General features: G+C 40.5%; 19 protein-coding genes and 1 pseudogene. 17 read left to right on the top strand and 3 right to left on the bottom strand.

Annotation, left to right across the window (positions count from 1 at the left end; genetic code table 11):
* Window positions 1–5: 5 nt before the first annotated feature.
* From thrB to CWB76_RS02050, 12 genes are all read left to right on the top strand, one after another.
* On the top strand, window positions 6–941 hold the full coding sequence (gene thrB, locus CWB76_RS02105; protein ID WP_013464227.1) for a homoserine kinase: 936 nt from the start codon (window positions 6–8) through the stop codon (window positions 939–941).
* 11 nt (window positions 942–952) lie between these two features.
* Window positions 953–2,236, top strand: a complete 1,284-nt coding sequence (thrC, locus tag CWB76_RS02100) for a threonine synthase (RefSeq protein ID WP_131690592.1) — start codon at window positions 953–955, stop codon at window positions 2,234–2,236.
* A 268-nt stretch (window positions 2,237–2,504) separates the two neighbouring features.
* Window positions 2,505–3,761 carry a serine hydroxymethyltransferase gene (gene glyA / locus CWB76_RS02095; protein ID WP_138605180.1) on the top strand — a complete coding sequence of 419 codons (1,257 nt, stop codon included), beginning with the start codon at window positions 2,505–2,507 and terminating at the stop codon, window positions 3,759–3,761.
* A 107-nt stretch (window positions 3,762–3,868) separates the two neighbouring features.
* Window positions 3,869–4,318, top strand: a complete 450-nt coding sequence (gene nrdR, locus CWB76_RS02090) for a transcriptional regulator NrdR (RefSeq protein WP_010390928.1) — start codon at window positions 3,869–3,871, stop codon at window positions 4,316–4,318.
* Between the two features lie 2 nt (window positions 4,319–4,320).
* Entirely contained in the window at window positions 4,321–5,448 is a 1,128-nt protein-coding gene (ribD, locus tag CWB76_RS02085; protein WP_138605179.1) for a bifunctional diaminohydroxyphosphoribosylaminopyrimidine deaminase/5-amino-6-(5-phosphoribosylamino)uracil reductase RibD, read from the top strand.
* Window positions 5,449–5,472: 24 nt separating this feature from the next.
* On the top strand, window positions 5,473–6,126 hold the full coding sequence (locus tag CWB76_RS02080; protein ID WP_010390931.1) for a riboflavin synthase: 654 nt from the start codon (window positions 5,473–5,475) through the stop codon (window positions 6,124–6,126).
* 28 nt (window positions 6,127–6,154) lie between these two features.
* Window positions 6,155–7,267: a bifunctional 3,4-dihydroxy-2-butanone-4-phosphate synthase/GTP cyclohydrolase II gene (gene ribBA / locus CWB76_RS02075; protein ID WP_010390933.1), complete on the top strand. Its 1,113-nt coding sequence runs from the start codon at window positions 6,155–6,157 to the stop codon at window positions 7,265–7,267.
* Between the two features lie 93 nt (window positions 7,268–7,360).
* Entirely contained in the window at window positions 7,361–7,825 is a 465-nt protein-coding gene (ribH, locus tag CWB76_RS02070; RefSeq protein ID WP_008110216.1) for a 6,7-dimethyl-8-ribityllumazine synthase, read from the top strand.
* A 15-nt stretch (window positions 7,826–7,840) separates the two neighbouring features.
* Window positions 7,841–8,251 carry a transcription antitermination factor NusB gene (gene nusB / locus CWB76_RS02065; protein ID WP_010390936.1) on the top strand — a complete coding sequence of 137 codons (411 nt, stop codon included), beginning with the start codon at window positions 7,841–7,843 and terminating at the stop codon, window positions 8,249–8,251.
* An 88-nt stretch (window positions 8,252–8,339) separates the two neighbouring features.
* Entirely contained in the window at window positions 8,340–9,314 is a 975-nt protein-coding gene (gene thiL / locus CWB76_RS02060; RefSeq protein WP_010390938.1) for a thiamine-phosphate kinase, read from the top strand.
* Entirely contained in the window at window positions 9,311–9,796 is a 486-nt protein-coding gene (locus tag CWB76_RS02055) for a phosphatidylglycerophosphatase A family protein (RefSeq protein ID WP_008110211.1), read from the top strand. Before thiL ends, CWB76_RS02055 begins: the two co-directional genes overlap by 4 nt.
* A gap of 31 nt (window positions 9,797–9,827) precedes the next feature.
* A complete protein-coding gene (locus tag CWB76_RS02050; RefSeq protein WP_138605177.1) occupies window positions 9,828–12,914 on the top strand; it encodes a ligand-binding sensor domain-containing diguanylate cyclase in 3,087 nt (1,028 codons plus the stop codon).
* 61 nt (window positions 12,915–12,975) lie between these two features.
* Here CWB76_RS02050 and dxs read toward each other — a convergent pair whose 3' ends face one another.
* The 3 genes from dxs to xseB form a co-directional block, all read right to left on the bottom strand.
* The gene (gene dxs / locus CWB76_RS02045; protein WP_138605175.1) at window positions 12,976–14,838 is read right to left on the bottom strand and encodes a 1-deoxy-D-xylulose-5-phosphate synthase; all 1,863 of its coding nucleotides are present in this window, start codon (window positions 14,836–14,838) and stop codon (window positions 12,976–12,978) included.
* A gap of 113 nt (window positions 14,839–14,951) precedes the next feature.
* Window positions 14,952–15,839: a (2E,6E)-farnesyl diphosphate synthase gene (gene ispA, locus CWB76_RS02040; RefSeq protein ID WP_138605173.1), complete on the bottom strand. Its 888-nt coding sequence runs from the start codon at window positions 15,837–15,839 to the stop codon at window positions 14,952–14,954.
* A 2-nt stretch (window positions 15,840–15,841) separates the two neighbouring features.
* Entirely contained in the window at window positions 15,842–16,084 is a 243-nt protein-coding gene (gene xseB / locus CWB76_RS02035; protein WP_138605171.1) for an exodeoxyribonuclease VII small subunit, read from the bottom strand.
* Window positions 16,085–16,386: 302 nt separating this feature from the next.
* Between xseB and pomA the strand changes: the two genes are divergently transcribed.
* The 5 genes and pseudogenes from pomA (at window position 16,387) to CWB76_RS02010 (ending at window position 21,241) form a co-directional block, all read left to right on the top strand.
* Complete coding sequence (gene pomA, locus CWB76_RS02030; RefSeq protein ID WP_010390948.1) at window positions 16,387–17,154, top strand: flagellar motor protein PomA; 768 nt, start codon at window positions 16,387–16,389, stop codon at window positions 17,152–17,154.
* Between the two features lie 2 nt (window positions 17,155–17,156).
* Window positions 17,157–18,077, top strand: coding sequence for a flagellar motor protein MotB (locus tag CWB76_RS02025; RefSeq protein WP_075170368.1), 921 nt, complete (start codon window positions 17,157–17,159; stop codon window positions 18,075–18,077).
* Between the two features lie 153 nt (window positions 18,078–18,230).
* Window positions 18,231–18,716 (top strand): hypothetical protein, encoded by a 486-nt coding sequence (locus tag CWB76_RS02020; protein ID WP_138605169.1) that lies wholly within the window; start codon window positions 18,231–18,233, stop codon window positions 18,714–18,716.
* Window positions 18,717–18,791: 75 nt separating this feature from the next.
* Window positions 18,792–19,109, top strand: a pseudogene (locus CWB76_RS02015) (toprim domain-containing protein); the annotation flags it as partial.
* Window positions 19,110–19,321: 212 nt separating this feature from the next.
* Window positions 19,322–21,241 carry a DNA topoisomerase III gene (locus CWB76_RS02010; RefSeq protein WP_138605167.1) on the top strand — a complete coding sequence of 640 codons (1,920 nt, stop codon included), beginning with the start codon at window positions 19,322–19,324 and terminating at the stop codon, window positions 21,239–21,241.
* Window positions 21,242–21,428 lie beyond the last annotated feature (187 nt).

Below are 21,428 nucleotides of genomic sequence, written 5' to 3'. Positions count from 1 at the left end.
CAGTCATGATTGAAGTATATGCTCCGGCGTCTATTGGTAATTTTGCCGTTGGCTTTGATGCGCTGGGCGCCGCACTTGCGCCCATTGATGGCGGTTTATTAGGTGATGTGGCGGTTGTTAGTGCCGCATCGAGTGATGAATTTATCTGTACAGGCGACTATGCACATAAGCTACCTAGTGATGCGCAAGAAAATTTAGCGTATCAGTGTTTAGTGCACTTTAGAGCGCATGTTGCGCCTGATATGCCTGCGGTAAAGCTCGAACTTAGGAAAAATTTGCCGATTGGTTCGGGATTAGGCTCAAGTGCCTGCTCTGTGGTGGCGACATTTGCAGCACTGGATAAATTTGCCAAAACTAATTTAAGCCAAGTAGAGCTCATTGAGCTTATGGCAGATTTTGAAGCCGTTGTAAGTGGGGGGCGCCATTACGATAACATCACACCGTGTTATTTAGGTGGCTTACAGTTAACCGGTGATTTAATTCCTGATAAATCTATTGCTTTACCTGTTGATGAAAGCTGGTATTACGTTGCCGCATTTCCGGGTTTTTCGCTCAATACCGCAAAAGCGCGCTCTGTTTTACCAAAAGAGCTAAGTATGCATGCCGGGGTTGAGTTTGCTCAGCGTTTATCGGCGTTTAGTAGCTTACTGTTAACAGGGCGTTTTGATGATGCATTAAGCATTATGAAAGACGAAATAGCAGAGCCATACCGTGCGCCACTTATAAGCGGCTTTAGTGATGCCAAAGCAAGCTTACCAGCACTGGGTGCTGAAGTTGTGAGTATTTCAGGCGCAGGGCCGACCTTGTTTAGTGTATGTAAAACGCTTGAAGCGGCAGAGCAATGCGCGCAGTGGCTAGAGGAAAATTACATCAACGAACAAGGCTTTTGCCATATTTGTAAATTAGATAACGACGGCACGCGTCAATTAAATGTTTTATAGGATAAAGAGTCATGCAATTACATAATTTAAAAGAATATTCACAAAAAGTGTCGTTTGTTGAAGCTGTAAAAACAGGACTAGGGCGTAATCAAGGTGTGTTTTTTCCAGAGTCGTTAGCGCCATTAAGTGATGTTGATGCATTACTAGATATGGACTTTGTTACTCGCAGCGGCAAAATTTTATCGCACCTTATTGGTGACGAGCTACCAAGTGATACTGTTGCCCAGATGGTTAAGAATGCGTTTAACTTTCCGGTTAAGCTGGTGGAAGTTGAAGACAATACCTATTGCTTAGAGTTATTCCATGGCCCAACACTGGCATTTAAAGATTTTGGTGGCCGTTTTATGGCCGAGTGCTTAGCGCAATTTAATCAAGGCGAAAAAGTCACTATTTTAACTGCAACATCGGGTGACACCGGGGCTGCAGTCGCACATGCTTTTTATAAAAAACCAAATATTGATGTCGTTATTTTATACCCTAAAGGTAAAATTTCATTAGCGCAGCAAAAGTTATTTACAACGCTTGGTGACAACATTCACTGTTATGCGATTGAGGGTAGTTTTGATGATTGCCAAGAATTGGTTAAAAAATCATTTTTAGATGAAGAGCTAAAATCGAAGTTAGGTTTAAACTCTGCAAATTCAATCAACATTAGCCGTTTAGTTGCGCAGGTGTGTTATTACTTTGAAGCCATTGCACAGCTGCCAAAAGAAAAGCGTGCTACAGCGCATATTTCAGTACCGAGTGGTAACTTTGGTAATGTGTGTGCGGCTATGATTGGCGCGGTTATTGGTATGCCTGTAGGTAAACTAAGCGCGACTACGAACCAAAACGACACAGTACCGCGCTTTATGCTTGATAAAAATTGGACGCCTAATGCGACAATTGAATCGCTTTCAAATGCAATGGATGTGAGTAAACCTAATAACTGGCCACGTGTGCAATCAATGTTAGATAATAACTGGTTTAGTTATGATAACTTTTATTCGGTGAGTGTTGATGAGCAGCAAACACAAACAGTGATGAAAAAAATTCAACAGCTTGGCTATATTGCAGAGCCTCACACCGCAATTGCTTACCAAGGTCTTGTAGAAAATAAGGCAACAGATGCTGTGGGGATTTTTTTAGCGACTGCGCATCCGGCCAAATTTAAAGACAGCGTTGAGGATATCCTTAATGTTGAATTAGATATGCCAAAGCCGTTAGCTGATGCATTAGCAAAACCGTGTTTAGCCACTGATATGCACAACGATTATGATGTTTTGCGTACAGAATTGTTTAAAAAGCTTGCCTAAAAAAGGCAGATAATAAAAGCGGCTTAGGCCGCTTTTTTTGTCTGTTTATGCATCGCTTAAGACATAACGCATAAGCTATATAAATGTAGTAAATAAAATTCATTTAAAATTGTTATTAGTTTATAAAAAAATATCATCATCAAAATGCTGTGAAATAGTCTCAATCCCTGTTTAAATATCCTCAACTTAAGAGCGTAGGCAAAACGTCGTTTTAAGCGTACAATAAAGCCTCTAAAAAATACCCATACACGTTGCCCAGGAGACCCCAATGTTAGAACGTAGCATGAATATTTCGGACTTTGATCCAGAGTTATTTGACGCGATGAGCAAAGAAACATCACGTCAGGAAGAGCATATTGAGTTAATTGCATCTGAAAACTACTGTAGCCCACGCGTACTAGAAGCGCAGGGTTCTCAACTTACTAACAAATACGCTGAAGGTTACCCGGGCAAACGTTACTACGGTGGCTGTGAGCACGTAGACGTGGTTGAGCAACTTGCTATTGACCGCGCAAATGAATTATTTGGTACAGATTACGCAAACGTGCAACCTCATGCCGGTTCACAAGCTAATGCTGCTGTTTTCCAAGCTCTTTTAAACCCACTTGATACTGTATTAGGCATGAGCCTAGCGCACGGTGGTCACTTAACACACGGCTCATACGTAAACTTCTCAGGTAAAACATACAACGCAATTCAGTATGGCCTTAACGAAGAAACTGGCGAAATTGATTACGCACAAGTTGAAGCGTTAGCACTTGAGCACAAACCAAAAATGATCATTGCTGGTTTTTCTGCTTACTCAGGTATTGTTGATTGGGCTAAGTTCCGTGAAATTGCAGACAAAGTAGGTGCTTACTTATTTGTTGATATGGCGCACGTTGCAGGTTTAATTGCTGCGGGTGTTTACCCAAGCCCAGTACCATTTGCTCACGTTGTAACAACCACAACACACAAAACATTAGCGGGTCCTCGCGGTGGTTTAATCATCTCTGCGTGTGGCGATGAAGAAATTTACAAAAAGCTAAACAGCGCTGTTTTCCCAGGTGGCCAAGGTGGTCCTTTATGTCATGTTATTGCTGCTAAAGCGGTTGCATTTAAAGAAGCACTTCAACCTGAGTTTAAAACATACCAAGCACAAGTTGTTAAAAATGCACAAGCAATGGTTGCCGTATTACAAGAGCGCGGCTACAAAGTAGTATCGGGTAAAACTGACAACCACTTATTCTTACTTGATTTAATCGACAAAGATATCACAGGTAAAGATGCAGATGCTGCCCTAGGTAATGCGAATATCACGGTTAACAAAAACTCAGTACCGAACGATCCTCGTTCACCATTTGTTACTTCTGGTTTGCGTATTGGTTCACCAGCAATCACTCGTCGTGGCTTTAAAGAAGCAGAGTCAAAAGAGTTAGCAGGCTGGATCTGTGACGTATTAGACAACATCGAAGATGAGTCAGTACAAGCGCAAGTAAAAGAAAAAGTGAAAGCAATTTGTGCAAAATTACCTGTTTACTCTTAATCCTAGAGTAAAATAGTAATTTAGATCACAACTGCACACATTTTTGTTATTATAATGGCCGCTATGATAGCGGCCATTTTTTGTTTTTAAAACGGAAACACACAGTTATGCATTGCCCTTTTTGCACCGCCAAAGATACTAAAGTTATTGATTCTCGCCTTGTAGGTGGGGGACACCAAGTACGTAGACGTCGTGAATGTAATGAATGCCACGAACGATTTACCACCTTTGAAGGGGCTGAATTAGTGATGCCACGGGTCATCAAGCAAGATGGCAGCCGCGAACCGTTTAATGAAGATAAGTTACTAAATGGCTTAACTCGCGCCCTCGAAAAACGCCCCGTAAGCACTGAGCAAGTTGATGAAGTGGTTAATATTATTAAGTCGCAGTTACGTGCCACTGGCGAACGCGAGGTGTCTAGCCATTTGGTGGGTGAGTGCATTATGGAAGCGCTTAAAAAGTTAGATAAAGTGGCCTATGTAAGATTTGCCTCTGTGTACCGCTCGTTTGAAGATATACGCGAATTTGGTGAAGAAATAGCCCGCTTAGGAGAGTAGTAATGAGCATGCAAAGTTCGTTTTCAGAGGATGATAAACGCTACATGGCTCGCGCTATTGAACTGGCAAAAAAAGGGCGCTTTACCACCACTCCTAATCCTAATGTTGGCTGCGTACTCGTAAAGAATAATAAAGTAATAGGTGAAGGGTTTCATCAGTTAGCGGGTCAAGGTCACGCTGAGGTGAACGCACTGGCTATGGCTGGCGAAAATGCCAAAGGCGCAACCGCTTATGTAACCCTAGAGCCTTGCAGTCATTATGGTCGCACACCGCCTTGCGCTGAAGGGCTAAAGGCCGCGGGTGTGAAAAAAGTGATTGCTGCTATGGTTGACAGCAACCCGCAAGTTGCAGGCAAAGGTCTGAAAATTTTAGCGGATGCTGGTATAGAAGTTGCTCACGGATTACTTGAAGAGCAAGCTCGCGCATTAAACCTTGGGTTTTTTAAGCGCATGGAGCAGGGATTACCCTTTGTGACTTGCAAAATGGCCGCCAGTATAGATGGTAAAACGGCGCTTAAAAATGGCCAAAGTAAATGGATAACCGGGCCCGCTGCGCGCCAAGATGTGCAGCTGTATCGTGCTCAGAGCTGTGCAATTTTAACCGGTGCCGATACAGTCTTGATGGATGATGCAAAACTAAATGTACGCCCAGAAGAGTTTCCGTATTCTTTACCAACTGATTTACCACTGCGCCAACCGGTTCGCGTTATTATTGATTCCCAAAACAGACTTACCCCTGAACTTGCCTTATTTTCAATTCAAAGCGAGGTGATAATATTTACCACTCGGGTTGATAAATCGCATCAGTGGCCTCATTTTGTTAAACAGATCGAACTACCCGAAAAGAACAATAAAGTAGACTTACAAGCAGCACTGCAAAAGCTAGCGCAATTACAGTTTAATAATGTGTGGTTAGAAGCGGGTGCCACATTGGCCGGAAAAATGGCTGAACTTGATTTAATTGATGAGTTTGTTTTTTATATTGCCCCTAAGTTAATGGGTAGCGATGCAAGAAGTTTACTGAATTTCCCAGAGTTAATGAGTATGCAAAATACCATTAATTTAACTTTTAATGAGTGTGTGCCAATTGGTGATGATTTACGTATCACAGCACACAAAAAAGCTCATTAATCATTTTATATAAAGAGTAGCACTATGTTTACTGGAATAGTTGAAGCGACAGGTAAAATTGCGTTATTACAAAAAAAACAAGGTGATTTAGCTATTCGTATTCAAAGTAAAAACCTTGATATGAGTGATGTTAAGTTAGGTGACAGTATTGCAACTAATGGTGTATGCCTCACTGTTGTTGATAAGCATATAGATGGCTTTAGTGCTGACTTATCAAATGAAACGATTAGCTTAACGGGGTTTGCACATTACGCTTTAGGGCAAACAGTTAACTTAGAAAAGGCGATGCAACCTGTATCGCGCCTCGGGGGGCATTTAGTGTCTGGTCATGTTGATGGTATTGCCACTATCACAGCAATAAATACCAATGCACGAGCAACCGAATATTGGTTAGCCACCGACGAAAATTTAATGAAATACATTCCTTATAAAGGATCTGTGTGTATTGATGGTATTAGCCTAACGGTCAATGCGGTTGAAGGTAATAAATTTAAACTAACGATTGTGCCCCACACCAGCGGGCAAACGACCATAGCCGATTTTCAAGTCGGTACCAAAGTGAATCTAGAGGTCGACCAAATAGCACGTTATTTAGAGCGCCTTGTAAAGGGAGCTGAGCATCCTACTGGTTCAGATATTTCGATGAGCTTACTCGCTAAAGCGGGCTTTATAAAATAACGATATTGACAACTTATACGAGCAACTTATGAATTTAAACAGCGCACAAGAAATAATAGATGACATTAAAGCCGGTAAAATGGTTATTTTAATGGACGATGAAGACAGAGAAAATGAAGGCGATTTAATTATTGCTGCTGAGCACATAAGTGCAGAAGCAATTAACTTTATGGCGACTCATGGCCGTGGGTTAATTTGTTTAACCATGACCCAAGAGCGTTGCTCGCAACTTGATTTACCGCTGATGGTTAAAAATAACGGTGCTGCATTCTCGACTAACTTTACTATGTCTATTGAAGCGTCAAAAGGGGTTACAACGGGTATTTCTGCAGCGGATCGTGCTCGCACTGTTCAAGCTGCCATTGCTAAAGGCGCAGTGCCAAGTGATATTGTACAGCCTGGGCATATTTTCCCTATTATGGCGCAACCTGGCGGCGTATTAACGCGCGCAGGGCACACTGAAGCTGGCTGTGATTTAGCGCGTTTAGCGGGACTTGAGCCGTCATCAGTGATTGTAGAAATTCTAAATGAAGATGGCACCATGGCGCGCCGCCCTGATTTAGAAGTATTTGCTAAGCAACATGATATTAAAATTGGCACCATTGCTGATTTAATCGAATACCGTAACTTAAATGAAACCACTATTGAGCAAGTTGCAAAATGTAAATTGCCAACTGAGCATGGCGAATTTGACTTAGTAACTTACAAAGACACCATTGACGGGCAGCTGCACTATGCATTGCTTAAAGGTGAAATAAAACAACAAGAACCAACGTTAGTGCGAGTGCACTTACAAAGTACCTTTAACGATATTTTACTCTCTGATCGTAATGCTGATCGTAGTTGGGGATTATCGCAAGCAATGGCGTATATAGCTGAGCATAATGGCGCTTTAGTCATCTTAGGTAAGCAAGAAAGCACTGACGAATTAGAAGCGACTGTTAAAGCATTCGCTGCAGCTGATGCTGGCGAGAGTGTAACGCCACGCAAATTCCAAGGTACTTCACGTACCGTAGGTGTAGGCTCGCAAATTTTGGCTGATTTAGGTATCCAAAAAATGCGTTTGATGAGTTTACCGAAAAAATATCATGCATTATCAGGCTTCCATTTAGAAGTTGTTGATTACGTAGAGCCACAATAATTACACGCTAGGCTATTATTTTATTTATGTGGTATAATGCGCAGCAATTTTTGCGCAACCGAAATCTCTTAAACTTATTTTTAGGGTTATCAAATGAAAATTATTGAAGGTAATAAATACGCTCCAGGCAAAAAGTTTGCCATTGTCATTTCTCGTTTCAATGACTTTATTGGTAGTAGCTTGCTTGCAGGTGCTGTTGATGAGCTAAAACGTACTGGTGGAGTATCAGAAGATGATATTACCGTAATTTACGTACCAGGTGCGGTTGAATTACCTTTAGCAGCGAAACGCGTTGCAGCAAAAAAAGAATATGATGCAATTATCGCCTTAGGTGTAGTGATCAGAGGGGGCACGCCTCACTTTGATCTCGTCGCTGGCGAGTCAAATAAAGGGCTTGCACAAGTATCACTTGAGTATGATATCCCGGTTGCATTTGGCGTATTAACCACTGAAAGCATTGAGCAAGCAATTGAGCGCGCAGGTACCAAAATGGGTAACAAAGGCGGCGAAGCTGCTTTAGGTGCGCTTGAAATGGTTAATGTGTTAGATAAAATTTAAGTTTAAGGAATTTTTGTGAAACCAGCAGCAAGACGTAAAGCACGTATCTTAGCACTTCAAGCCGTGTATTCATGGCAATTAAGCGGCAATGCAATTGCCGATATCGAACAACAAATGTTGATCGAAAACGATGTGACTAAAATTGATGTTGAATATTTTAAAGATTTAGCGCGTGGAGTTGCAGTAAACCACAAGCAACTAGACGAAGCTGTATCGCCTCATTTAACTCGTCCATTTGATGAATTAGACGAAGTTGAACGTGCTATCTTACGTTTAAGCAGCTACGAGCTTAAATTTCGTGAAGACGTTCCTTACAAAGTGGCTATCAATGAAAGTATTGAATTAGCTAAAATGTTTGGCGCTGAAGATAGCCATAAATTTGTAAACGGTGTACTTGATAAAGCTGTAAAACAGTTACGCAAGTAATAACAACTTTAGCTGAAATTTATTATCAGATGAGTTGTTATAAATAACCGTTAAAAAGGAGAGCCGGCATAGGCCGGCTTTTTTGTGTATGAAGGAATTTGAATTAATTAATCGTTACTTTAAAGGTCGTGGCATTACTCGTCGCGATGTTAATTTAGGGATTGGAGATGACTGTGCGCTTGTCACAGTTCCAGCGAACTGTCAGCTTGCTGTAACCACAGATACCTTAGTTGCTGGGGTGCATTTTTTTCATGATATCTCCCCTCGCGCATTAGGGCATCGAGCTCTTGCTGTTAATTTAAGTGATTTAGCTGCCATGGGCGCAGAGCCTACTTGGGTGTCGGTTGCACTTACGTTACCTAGTATCGATCCACAATGGATTGCTGAGCTGACTGATGGCATGCATGAAATTGCTGAGTACTTTAACGTTCAGATCATTGGTGGTGATACCACTCAAGGTCCACTTAGTATTACTATTTGTGCAAAAGGTACAGTTCCTGAAGGCACAGCATTACGTAGAAGTGGTGCAAAAGTGGGTGATTGGATTTTTGTAACCGGTCCGCTTGGTGATGCTGGGTTGGCGATTGAATCGAAAAAACAAGGCTTATCGATTGCACCTGAACACTTAAAAGATATTAATAAACGTTTAAATTTCCCCACGCCACGTGTAGCTGCTGGGCAAGCGTTACGAGGCTTGGCATCGTCGGCCATTGATATTTCCGATGGGTTACTAGCCGACTTAGGGCATGTGCTAAATTTATCACAAGTTAGTGCCACCATTAATATTGAAAATGTCCCCACCTCAGATGCCATGCAAGCGAGTCTTGATTTTGAGCAGCGACTTCCTTTTGTTCTTAACTATGGCGATGATTACGAGTTACTGTATACCGTTGCTGATAGTAACAAGAGTATGCTAGATATTAAGCTGCGCCAATACGGTGTAGAGGCAAGCTGTATCGGGCAAATAAAAAGTGGTGACGGCAATATAGAGTTATTACACCAAGGTGAGAAGTTTGCTTTTGAACATAAAGGTTTTGAGCACTTTTCCAAGGAGCAGGTTTGAATAAAAACCGATTATTTAATTTAAAACGCCCACATCAATTTTTTGGCTTGGGTTTTGGTACTGGGCTCGCACCAAAAGCACCTGGTACATTTGGCACATTGGCAGCATTACCGTTTATTTTTATTACCATGCATTTTCCGCTATGGTTACAAATTGTATTTGCAGTAGTCATAAGCATCTTTGGTATTTGGGCATGTGGAAAAACCGCCGATGACCTTCAAGTACATGATCATCCCGCAATTGTTTGGGACGAAGTTGCTGGTTACTATATTACTATGATTGGCGCAGCACTTAACTGGCAAACATTACTGGTGGGCTTTTTACTGTTTCGCTTTTTTGATATAGCAAAGCCTGGGCCGATTCGCATACTCGATAAACGTGCCCATGGTGGGTTTGGTATTATGGCCGATGATGTACTTGCAGGTATTTTTTCGCTTATTTGTTTGCAAGCATTGATAAAAGTAGGTTTACTACCCTTTTAATTTATTATTTGTTTAACTAGGTGGCAGCACTATGATGCGATTTTTATTGGTTTGTGTACTTATGCTATGTGCCATGCCAAGTACGGCTTCAATTACTGATTACGTAGTTAAACAATGGAATATCAAAGACGGCTTACCCTCACAATCCCTAAAAAGTGTAGTACAAGATAACCAAGGCTATATGTGGCTTGGCACTCAATTTGGATTAAGCCGTTTTGATGGCAATACCTTCACTAATTATAATACCCAAAATAGTTTATTTTTACCCAGCAATGGTATTAATAAATTATTGATCGATGGAGAAGGATTATTGTGGGTAGGCACTAAAAATGGCCTTGTGGTTATCGATCCTGAAAAGCTAACCGCACAAGAGTTTAATATTAAAGGCCCTGTAAGAGATATTCTTGAAGATTCTCAAGGCAGTATCTGGATAGCAGCTAATGGGCTCTATTATATAGACAGAGGCCAAATAGAACTGCGCGACCAACTAAATAACCCTAGTCCTATTGTAAACGCCACAGCTATCACTCAAATTGTGGGATCGGTCAGTAAAATGGCGCTTTCACCTGAAGGGATTTGGCTGGTTAACGACCGTAATTTATTACGTTTAACGCAAAGCTCGTCTGACTTTTCTAAATTACGCTTAGAACTAACCGCTAAAGTGGCTTTACCCGATCGTTTAGCGCAAACCATTGTTCACGATCTATCGTTTTTAAATGGTAATTTGTACTTAGCTTCTGAGTTAGGGGCTTATTTTTTAGATTTAGATGACGAGCTACGTCCGTTTCCACTTCCCAATGCTAATAACTCAGCTGTGTATAAGTTTATGAGCGACGGCAATGGCGGCTTGTGGATATCAACCTATGGACGTTTATTATTTAGAGCTAAATCTAATGATTGGCAGTGGGTTGAACCAAGCCAGCTAGATCAGAGTATTTGGTTTGCTGATATATTTAGAGATGATGAAAATAACATATGGTTAGCGAGTTTTAGTGAAGGGCTATGGCTTGCTCACGAAGGTCGAATAGAGCGCCATTCTGCCATTTCTAAAATGACCGAAGCGGTAATGGCAATTAGTAAATCACCTGATGGTAAGTTATGGATTGCCAACAAAAGTGGCGTTGGCTATTTTGATGCCGATAAAACTTTTATTAATGTTATTAATAGTGCCAAGTATGGAAATGCCTCGGTACATGACCTGCAATTTGATGGCGATCGCCTTTATGTTGCTACTGGCAGAGGCTTGTTTTTCTACGAATCAAATACCTTATATAGTTTCCCTGCTCGTGCATTGAGCGATAACCCTGTTTTTGCAATTAGCACTTCAACTAAAGGCGGTTTTTGGGTAGGCACCGGGCGAGGATTATATCGTTTAAATTACAATGGTTTAAACCCTTTTGCGTACAATGCTTTTTTAGGCAGTAAGTTTGTAACCTATGTTTTAGATAAACCAAATTTTGGGGTTATTGGCACCAGTAAAGGCGCGTATTACTTTACTGAGCGAGGAATTGAAAAAATAGGTGACCAAACCACTTTGGAAAGCGCTTATGTGACCAGTATTTTACATATTAAAGGGGTAGGCATTTTAATTGGCTCGTTGAATGATGGCCTGTTTTATCGCAGTGGACAAGGGCAATGGCAGCAACTAGACGCCGCCAATGGATTGCCATATGGTTCCATATTCAGTTTAGAATACGATGACACCTCAAAGCGAATTTGGGTAAGCACCATGAAAGGGGTTTACCGCATGCCTGTTGAGCAATTTAAAGCCAACATCGAAAGCTTAAAAGTAGAAGAAGTGATTTCTTCATTTGACCGTCAGCTCGATGGTAAAGCCAGCCAATGTTGTAATGGCTTAGGCCATGATGCGGTGGTTGATATGGATAACTCTATTTGGTACCCCAGCTTACAAGGTGTGGTGGAAATTCCGAAAGACGTAGAGTTATTTGGATTACGTTCGCTTAAACCAACTATAGAAACCTTAACCACACCATCACGAAAGCTTGCAGCTGCTGCGTTAGGTGAAAAACCGGTTCTTGAGACCGATGAGCGTGATGTAACACTTACCTATACTGCGATTGATTATTACGCTCCGGCAAGTATTGAGTTTAGATATAAACTTAATGGGCTTGATAACGATTGGCGCTATGCAAATACCCGTCGAGAAGCAATTTATACAAATTTACCCGCTGGTATGTTTTTATTTGAATTAGAAACTAAACGCCAAGGTGAGGATTGGGGTAAAGCGCAATCAGCCGAATATGCGTTTGTTGTTCCTGAACGATTTGGTGAAACCATCTACTTCAGATTACTGATCACCAGTGGTTTTGTGTTGCTCTTTTATTTAGTGTTTTGGGTATTTAAAGTTCAAGAGCGACGTAAGCAACAAGTACTCGAAGGGCTTATTACTGAACGAACCCTAGAGCTTCGCCAAGCGAATGATAAATTAAACCAAGTAAATTCTCAGCTTAAACTTGTTAGTCACTCTGATGAGCTAACTGGGCTGAGAAGTCGTCGTTTCTTGTTTGATCAACTACCAAAAGATATTGAGCATTTTCAGCGTAATTCGCAGTCATTACAGGCTCAGGGCAAATCTTTGGTGTTGTTAATTATTAATTTAGATAACTTTAGCCGCATTAACGATGCTTATGGTCCTATTGCTGGAGATAGCTGTTTACAACAAGTAGCGGCATTACTTAACTCGCGTACTCAAGGCTCTGATTATGTTGCTCGGTGGAGTGGTGATGAGTTTTTACTGTTATTACGCGATTTTAAGTGTAATTTAATCGACAGCTATGTATCTGAATTATGCCAAGCTATTGCCGATTATACCTTCCAACTTCCTAACGGTGAGACAACCAATATAACAGCGTCAGTGGGTTGGTCTTTCTATCCGCTACCTCTGCTAGGTGGTCAAGTTATTAGCTGGGAAACATCGATTAATTTAGCTGATATCGCATTGCATCAAGTTAAAAAACGCGGCGGCGATGGCGTTGCTAACATTACCTTTGATGAGCAATTAGATGCATTTGAGTTTGAGCAAAACCCGAATGTTGAACAGCAGATTGGCCTATTGCAAAGTAATGGCTTAGCCGACATTAAAGTGTGGATGCGCTAGAGGTTAAAGTTAGCAATAAAAAAGGAGCCAATGGCTCCTTTTTTATTAAACACTATAAGTATTAGCTCATAAATGCTTTGATTGAGGTTAATATACCTTGCTCACCTAACCCCATTTCATCGTGCATTTGCTGTTGAGTACCGTGTTTAATAAATTCATCCGGTATACCTAAGTTAAGTATTTTTACAGCAGCTTTTTGAGTAGCTAAATACTCATTAACTGCCGAACCTGCACCACCAGAAATTGCATTATCTTCAAGTGTTACAATGATATCGTGGTTAGCGACAAGTTCATCAATTAAACCAGTATCAAGTGGTTTAATAAATCGCATATTAACTAAAGTGGCATTGAGCTCATCAGTGGCTAATTGGGCGTTTTCAAGCAAGGTACCGAATGACAATATAGCTACTTTAGCACCTTGTTTAATTACATTCGCTTTACCAATTTCGAGCTGTTGCATAGCGCTTTGAACCTCTGCTGTGCCCGCACTGCCACGCGGGTAACGCACAGCTACTGGGCAATTGGCTTGATAGCCAGTGTATAGCATTTGACGGCATTCGTTAGTATCGCTAGGTGCCATAATAACCATGTTAGGAATACAGCGCATAAAGCTTAGGTCATAGGCGCCTTGGTGAGTTTCACCATCAGCTCCGACAATACCTGCGCGGTCAATAGCAAATAATACCGGTAGGTTTTGCAATGCAACGTCGTGAATTAGTTGATCATACGCACGTTGTAAAAAGCTAGAGTAGATAGCAACAACGGGTTTTAACCCTTCACAAGCAAAACCTGCAGCAAGGGTTACAGCGTGTTGCTCAGCAATTGCCACATCAAAATATTGTTCTGGGTGTTCTTTAGAAAAGCGCACCATTCCCGAACCTTCACGCATCGCAGGAGTAATTGCCATTAACTTGTTGTCTTGCTCTGCCATATCGCAAAGCCAATCACCAAATACATTTGAGAAAGTCGCTGCACTTGGTTTAGATTTCGGTAAACTTGAAGTCGCAGGATCAAATTTTGGTACGCCATGATAACCAATCGGATCGGCTTCTGCGGGCTTGTAACCTTTGCCTTTTTGGGTTTTTATATGTAAAAGTTGTGGGCCTTTTAAGTTACGCATGTTACGCAGCGTATCAACCAGCATATTCACATCATGACCATCAATTGGACCAATATAGTTTAGGCCTAATTCTTCAAAAAAAGTACCCGGGATCATCATCCCTTTAATGTGTTCTTCCATACGGCTGGCAAGTTCTTTTACCGGCGGTACACCAGAAAGAAGCTTTTTACTGCCTTCGCGGATGTTGGTATAAAAGCTACCTGATAAAATACGCGCAAAATGATTGGTTAACGCGCCGACGTTTTCAGAAATCGACATTTCGTTATCGTTCAAAATAATCAACATATCTGATTTAACATCACCTAAGTGATTCATCGCTTCAAAGGCCATACCTGCGGTAATTGCGCCATCGCCTATCACCGCCACTGTTTTACGACCTCTGCCTTCTTTTTGCGCAGCAATAGACATACCCAGCGCCGCTGAAATAGAGGTACTTGAATGGCCAACACTAAACGTATCGTATTCACTTTCGTCTCTAAATGGAAATGGGTGCAATCCATCTTTTTGACGAATGGTGTGCATTTGGTCACGACGTCCTGTCAATATTTTATGTGGGTAGGCTTGATGACCTACATCCCAGACTAAACGGTCATCGGGAGTGTTGTACACATAATGTAATGCAACGGTAAGTTCTACGGTTCCTAAACCAGACGCTAAATGGCCGCTACTTTGCGATACTGAATTGAGTAAGTAATCACGCAATTCATGGCTAAATGCAGAAAGCTTATCTTGTGCTAAGTCTCGCAAGTGGACTGGTTCGTTCACCAAATTAAGTAATGGATACTTGCTGCTATCAAGTGTCATGGTTTTTTATATATCCTTCGCTAATATTAACTTTCCTCAAAAAGTTAGATTTAAGAGGTAAACTAATATTCAGTAATAATTTTGTTCTAAGAGTTAATACGTTTTAGCCATGTTTAATGGTCACGTTCAATTAAATAGTTTGCCAATGCCGCTAAGTCGGTCGTATCTGCGTCAATATTGGCTAACGCCTCATGGGCTTGCTGTATCAAATTTAGTGCTTTTTGCTTAGCACCTAGCATACCTAATAAAGCGGGGTATGTCGCTTTATTAGCAGCAATATCTGACCCTTGAGGCTTACCTAAAGTCAGTGTGTCGCCCTCAACATCTAAAATGTCGTCATGAACCTGAAAGGCCAGCCCAATAGCATACCCAAAAGTAGATAAGTTATCTAAAGTATGTTGGCTAATATTAGGAGCGCAAAGTGCGCCCAAAGTAATCGCACAATTTATTAATGCGCCTGTTTTAAGTTTATGAATACGTTCTAATTCATCAACCGTAATAACTTTATCTGTTGCTGCAATATCGCGGCCTTGTCCGGCAACCATTCCTTGCAAGCCTGAAGCATGGGCTAATTCTGCAATCATTTTTAACTGAGCTTCTGTTGAGCATTTAAATGTGTGCTTAGCAATAAGCTCAAATGCTAAGGTTTGCAGTGCGTCACCTGCTAAAATAGCTTGTGCTTCACCATAGACAATATGACATGTAGGACGGCCACGACGTAAATCATCGTCATCCATAGCGGGCAAATCGTCATGCACTAATGAATAACTGTGAATGCATTCTATCGCTGCTGCAAGTACATCTAAATCACGCTTGTCAGCACCTAACATTTTACCTGTGGTATAAACTAAAAAGGGCCGCAATCTTTTCCCGCCATTCATTAAACTATAATGGGTGGCTTCTTTTATGGTGTTGTCGCTTTCAAGAGGTTGTTCGAAATAAAGATTGAGAGTATTGGCTACATCATCTTGAGCAAGCTTTATTTGTTCTTTTATGCTCACAATTATTCCATATCGTTATTAAATTGAGTAAGCGGTGCTTTTTCGTCATTACCCATTAATATCGACACCTTTTGCTCGGCTTGTTGAAGTTTACCGGAAGACGCACTGGCTAATGCAATGCCGCGCTCAAATTGCTTTAAAGACTGTTCAAGCGATAAATCACCTTGTTCCATTTCACTGACAATTGTTGTTAATTCTTCTAGTGCTTGTTCGAAACTTAAATTTTCAGGTTTTTTAGTCGCCATCTTTATTTTCAACTTACATAATAAATTTAGACGCCAATTTTAGGGGGAATGCTAAACTAGGTCAAAGAATGTTATGTTTTTTTGATAGATAAATGCTGTTAATTGGGTTTTACTGCGCTTCAGCGTTATTTTTTAAATTATAAATTCTGATTAGTTAGATTGATTCCCTATGTTGATCTAAAATAGGACTAATCGTAATTTTATCGTTTATCATAAAAATCACTTAAGTATTTCAGTATCTTGCCGATATACATTTAATAACAACGCTTGCGAAGAAAAAATATAAAACCTTTGGAGGGAATGTGGATTTAGCAACCATTATTGGGATCCTTGGCGCAATTGGCTTAATTGTCATGTCCATGTTTATGAGTAGTAGCGGCGAAGTCGGTATGTTTTACAATACTCCTTCCGTGGTTATTGTATTTGGTGGCTCCCTTTTTATCGTTTTATCCAATTTTACTATGTCGCAATTTTTAGGCATTGGTAAGGTTTGTGCTAAAGCGTTTATGTTTAAAATTGAACCCCCTGAAGCGTTAATTGAAAAGGCGGTTGAGCTAGCCGATTCTGCCCGAAAAGGCGGTTTTTTAGCATTGGAAGAGGCTGAAATTCCAAATCCATTTATGCGTAAAGGTGTTGATATGCTCGTAGATGGGCATGATGCAGATGTAGTGCGCGCAACATTACAAAAAGATATTTCCCTTACTACAACTCGCCATGAAATGGGCGCAAGCTTATTTAAATCGTTAGGTGATATTGCTCCTGCAATGGGGATGATTGGTACATTAATCGGTTTGGTGGCTATGTTATCAAATATGGATGACCCAAAAGCAATCGGCCCAGCAATGGCTGTAGCCTTGTTAACAACGTTGTATGGGGCATTTTTGGCGAATGTTGTCGCCATTCCTATTCAGGTAAAACTTGAATTGCGTAAAGACGAAGAAGCAATGAATCAGCGACTTATTTTGGATGCAGTATTAGGCATTCAAGATGGCCAAAACCCTAAAGTAATTGAGGGGATCTTGAAAAATTATTTGGCTGAGTCTAAACGCGCGGTAAACACTGAGGAATAGTTATGTCTGATGAAGAGTGTAAATGCCCACCCCCAGGGTTACCTGCATGGATGGGGACATTTGCCGATTTAATGTCGCTATTAATGTGCTTTTTTGTACTCTTACTCGCGTTTTCTGAAATGGATGTGCTTAAATTTAAGCAAATTGCAGGCTCTATGAAGTTTGCTTTTGGTGTACAAAATAAAATAGAAGTTAAAGATATTCCAAAAGGCACCTCAGTTATTGCGATGGAGTTTACTCCAGGTAAGCCTGAGCCGACCCCCATTGAAACTATTCAGCAGCAAACAGTTGAAATGACTCAGCAAATGCTAGAGTTTCAGGCGGGCGATGAAAGCTCAGCTGGCGGACGCCAAGAACAACGTGGCGAAAAACGAGGCGGTGAGTCTAGCAGCACCTCAGAAGAAGTTGCTTCAGCGCCTGCTGTTTCTGCTGCCGATCAAGAACAAATAAATGATTTAGTTAAAAAAATTGCACAACAACTCGAAAAGCAAATTATTGATGGGGCTATTGAGCTTGAGTCATTAGGGCAGCAAATCATTATTCGTATAAGAGAAAATGGTTCGTTTCCATCGGGCAGTGCGTTTTTACAACCCCAGTTTAAACCTATCATTCAAGATATTGGCCGGTTACTAAAAGATGTTCCCGGGGAGATCACCGTCTCCGGTCATACTGATGACTTCCAAGTCTCTAATGAGCTTTATATTAATAACTGGGATTTGTCCTCTAAACGAGCTGTTGCGGTAGCAAGTGAGCTGCAAAAAGTTGCGGGTTTTGATAAAACTCGAATGATGGTCGTGGGGCGTGCAGAAACCAGACCTTTAGTGCCGAATGATTCCCGAGAAGATCGAAGACGTAACCGCCGGGTAGAAATATCAATTTTACAAGGCAAGGCGAAAGAATCAGATCCTATTGATATTAGATAGAATTTATTGGTTTTGTTACTTTTTTAGCATAGAATACACCTTTGTTAACAGATGTAATTAAACTGGAGTGAATATGTTGGATAAGTATTGTAGTATGCCTGGTAACGGTACTGGCGATGACGATGATAAAAAAACGAATTTTACTAAGTAATCATGCCTGATTGGTTTGATAAAGTCTTAGAAATTTTAAATAGTAGCTGGGTGCTTATTTTGAGCCCAGCTATTTTTGTTTTTTATTTACGAAAAGATTTTTGTGCTTTAAGATTTACTTTATTAACAGCCGCTTTTTTTCTTTTTGGTGCTTTAATTCATTCATCGCTCAAAGAGCTTGATGACGGCACTTACATATACCGTTATGTAGTTTGGGCATTAAACGATTTATCTTGGATGGCACTAGTTGCTTATTGGGGTCTGAAAGATAAACTGCATTTGTGGCAATGCGTATTGGGCCAACTTGTGGTTATCGGTGCACCCATCCTGCAGTTGTTTCGTCTAGTTGACCGTCACCTTTGGGATTTATCGTACAGCACTTATATGTATAAAGCTTTGCTGCCATTAATTAATGTTGGCACAGTTATAGTATGTTACCTGCCCCTTTTATATATTTTTGCTAATAAGCGAAATAAAGCTTTAAGTTAATAACTACAAAAATACCCCTCGTTTTAAAATGATATGCTAGACTACTGTTTATATGAACAGTGCTAGAGCTTGGTTATGAAACTTTATATTGCTGAAAAACCCTCTTTGGGTCGCGCTATTGCAGACGCACTTCCTAAACCGCATAAAAAGCATGATGGCTATATTGAAGTGGCGAATGGTGATTGCGTATCTTGGTGCATAGGTCATCTGCTCGAGCAAGCAGAACCCGATGACTATGATGAGCGTTTTAAAAAGTGGCGATTTGAACATTTACCTATTGTGCCTGAGCATTGGCAACTTAAAGCAAAGCCTAAAACTCGTAAACAACTCACTATTTTAAAAAAGCTAATCAAACAAGCAACAACACTTGTACATGCTGGTGATCCTGATAGGGTAACAACTAATTGTCAACTGATTGACAGTAGCTTTTTTACTTATTTTTATTGGGCTAAAGAGATATTCAATAGAAATCATATTGACAAATACTTTAGTCAGTTCAGATTGACAAAATCGTATGATATTTGACAAAGAAACCCTTCAAATAGGTCAAATTCTCACTTCTAAAGCCTATATATTGACAAGAATAATTAAAAGTAATGACAAAGATGAAATTATATATAGCTGAAAAACCTAGCCTTGGGAGAGCTGTTGCTGATGTTCTTCCAAAGCCTCATCAAAAAGGTGATGGTTTTATTAAAGTGGGTAATGGAGACATTGTTACGTGGTGCATTGGGCATTTGCTAGAGCAAGCAGAACCCGATGCTTATGATCCGGCTTTTAAAAAGTGGTCTGTAGAACATTTACCAATCATACCTCCAGATTGGAAGCTTGTTGTCAAAAGTAAGACAAAGAAGCAGTTTAATGTTGTAAAGAAGCTTATTAAAGATGCTGACGTACTTGTAAATTTGGGTGATCCGGATCGTGAAGGGCAAATTTTAATAGATGAGATGATCAATTATTGCGGTGCTTCCGAGCAAAAGAAGAAAGCAGCTTTGCGTTGTCTCATTAGTGATCTAAACCCAAGTGCAGTAAAAAAAGCATTAAATGATTTAAGACCAAACACTGAGTTCTTGTCTTTGTCAATTTCGGCGCTCGCTAGAGCTAGAGCTGATTGGCTTTACGGAATGAACATGACACGCATGTGCACCCTGCAAGGGCAGAAAGGCGGCTACCAAGGCGTGCTATCAGTTGGTCGAGTACAAACTCCTGTCTTAGGATTGGTTGTACATAGAGATCTTGAAATTGAAAACTTCGTTTCCAAGCCTTTTTATGAAGTAGTAGCGACTTTACAAACTGAAAAAGGTGAGGTTTACAAAGGAAAGTGGAAGCCAAGTGAAGCATGTGAACCATACATGGATGATGAGCATCGAGTTCTCCACAGGCAACTAGCCGAAAATGTAGTTAATCGTATTGCCAATAAACAAGGTAATATCTCTGATTTCATAAAAAAAACATCTAAGAAGACAGCCCCTTTACCGCACTCGTTATCGTCGCTTCAAATAGAAGCTGCAAAAGTGTTTGGCTATAGCGCTCAAAGGGTACTTGATACTTGTCAGACATTGTATGAGCGCCATAAGATAATTACTTACCCAAGATCTGACTGTAGATATCTACCAAAAGGCCACTTGGGTGATGCATCAAAAGTTATCCAATCAATAGAGTCTACTAACGATAAATTAGCTCAATATATTAGTGAGGCAGACTTATCTTTAAAAAGTCCTGCTTGGAATGATAAAAAGGTGGGTGCCCACCATGCAATCATACCAACAACTAAAAAACTTGAACCTTCGAAATTATCTAAAGATGAGCAAAATATTTACTATCTAGTGGCGAGACATTATTTAATACAGTTTTACCACCCTAGTCAGTATGCTGATAAAGAGATCAAAACAGTTATTGAAGGTGGATTATTTATCTCTAAGCAAAGAGATTTAACATACGTTGGCTGGCAAGCACTTTTTAACAAAGAAGAAAGTGAAGCAAGAAAACCAGAGGAAGCATTGCCAGACGCTACTAAAGGTGACCCTATACTCTGTCTCAATGGTGAAATACAAGATAAAAATACAGCTCCTCCCAAGAGGTTTAATGACGCTACACTGTTAGCAGCTATGACGGGTATAGCACGGTATGTAGCATCGCCTGAAATAAAGAAAATACTCAAAGATACTGACGGAATTGGAACTGAAGCTACGCGTGCGAGTATTATTGAACTATTATTTAAAAGGCAATATTTAAGCAGGAAGGGGAAAGAAATTATTTCCACAGATATTGGCAGAAGCGTAATTTTAGCATTGCCCGAAAGTGTCGGTAAACCTGATATGACAGCGATATGGGAAGCTCAATTAGAAGCTATTTATCAAAAGCAAAGAAAGTACGCTGATTTTATGAATGATGTGACCCAAAGCCTAAGTTGCCTTTTGGATGATACTAGTCAAGCTAACTTCAATAGTTTAAAAGGCAAAGGTAAAATGAAAGCCCGAAGAGGTTACAAAAAGCCAAGGAAAACTAATTCAATTAAGAAGTAGTAGTGTGATTACTAAGGCAATCTGAGTGCCAACTTGGTTCAAGGCTTTTAGTGTTGCTACAACAAAGTCGTTCGGTAATATATCGTGTACTAGTTCATATCTGATCTGCAGTTTAAGTGAATAGGTTTAGACTTTATTTGACAGCTGCTAAGAGCGATTTAGAGATGGTCGTAGTCATATAGTATTA

The sequence above is a fragment of the Pseudoalteromonas sp. S1609 genome (assembly GCF_005887255.1).
Classification (GTDB): domain Bacteria; phylum Pseudomonadota; class Gammaproteobacteria; order Enterobacterales; family Alteromonadaceae; genus Pseudoalteromonas.
This window is presented reverse-complemented; position numbering and strand designations above follow the sequence as displayed.

Excerpts from the sequence above, each read along its gene's own strand:
- nrdR (WP_010390928.1), top strand. The coding sequence starts at position 3,869 with ATGCATTGCCCTTTTTGCACCGCCAAAGATACTAAAGTTATTGATTCT.
- dxs (WP_138605175.1), bottom strand. The coding sequence starts at position 14,838 with ATGACACTTGATAGCAGCAAGTATCCATTACTTAATTTGGTGAACGAA.
- thrC (WP_131690592.1), top strand. The coding sequence starts at position 953 with ATGCAATTACATAATTTAAAAGAATATTCACAAAAAGTGTCGTTTGTT.
- thiL (WP_010390938.1), top strand. The coding sequence starts at position 8,340 with ATGAAGGAATTTGAATTAATTAATCGTTACTTTAAAGGTCGTGGCATT.
- CWB76_RS02025 (WP_075170368.1), top strand. The coding sequence starts at position 17,157 with ATGTCTGATGAAGAGTGTAAATGCCCACCCCCAGGGTTACCTGCATGG.
- ribD (WP_138605179.1), top strand. The coding sequence starts at position 4,321 with ATGAGCATGCAAAGTTCGTTTTCAGAGGATGATAAACGCTACATGGCT.
- glyA (WP_138605180.1), top strand. The coding sequence starts at position 2,505 with ATGTTAGAACGTAGCATGAATATTTCGGACTTTGATCCAGAGTTATTT.
- ribH (WP_008110216.1), top strand. The coding sequence starts at position 7,361 with ATGAAAATTATTGAAGGTAATAAATACGCTCCAGGCAAAAAGTTTGCC.
- thrB (WP_013464227.1), top strand. The coding sequence starts at position 6 with ATGATTGAAGTATATGCTCCGGCGTCTATTGGTAATTTTGCCGTTGGC.
- xseB (WP_138605171.1), bottom strand. The coding sequence starts at position 16,084 with ATGGCGACTAAAAAACCTGAAAATTTAAGTTTCGAACAAGCACTAGAA.
- CWB76_RS02010 (WP_138605167.1), top strand. The coding sequence starts at position 19,322 with ATGAAATTATATATAGCTGAAAAACCTAGCCTTGGGAGAGCTGTTGCT.
- ribBA (WP_010390933.1), top strand. The coding sequence starts at position 6,155 with ATGAATTTAAACAGCGCACAAGAAATAATAGATGACATTAAAGCCGGT.
- CWB76_RS02080 (WP_010390931.1), top strand. The coding sequence starts at position 5,473 with ATGTTTACTGGAATAGTTGAAGCGACAGGTAAAATTGCGTTATTACAA.
- CWB76_RS02050 (WP_138605177.1), top strand. The coding sequence starts at position 9,828 with ATGATGCGATTTTTATTGGTTTGTGTACTTATGCTATGTGCCATGCCA.
- CWB76_RS02020 (WP_138605169.1), top strand. The coding sequence starts at position 18,231 with ATGCCTGATTGGTTTGATAAAGTCTTAGAAATTTTAAATAGTAGCTGG.